Consider the following 363-nt stretch of genomic DNA (forward strand, 5'->3'; position numbering starts at 1 on the left):
GTGTTATCCGGTAGCGCCACATGCTCATCACCTTACGGGCGTAAAAATGAAGATTTTTCCAGGTGTGGCCCGACGTCACACCACCGGCAGTTGTCGATAAATAGATATGCGGATGCCACTGCTGGTCACGCCCCCATGTGTGGATCACCGTGAATATCCCCGGCTCCACATCTGCCTGATGGCAGATTTCCAGTATCACATCCGCTGCAATGCGGCTCATCTCTGCCAGTAACCACCGGTTGTGGAACACCAGGGACCAGTACTGGCAGGGAAGTGTGAACACAATATGCTGCCACGGGCAGTCGGGGACCAGGCTCAGCAGATACTGTATCCACTGTGCGCCAGCCTTCACCCCGCAGTGCG

The 363-nt window shown here is 56.2% G+C and carries 1 protein-coding gene; it reads right to left on the reverse strand.

The window, feature by feature from the left end; all coding sequences use genetic code 11:
- Positions 1-363 (reverse strand): transposase (locus tag ACUU1M_RS20695; RefSeq protein ID WP_449144798.1); only part of this gene is annotated, 363 nt, incomplete at both ends.

It is taken from the genome of Shigella sp. SIG6 (assembly GCF_053555815.1).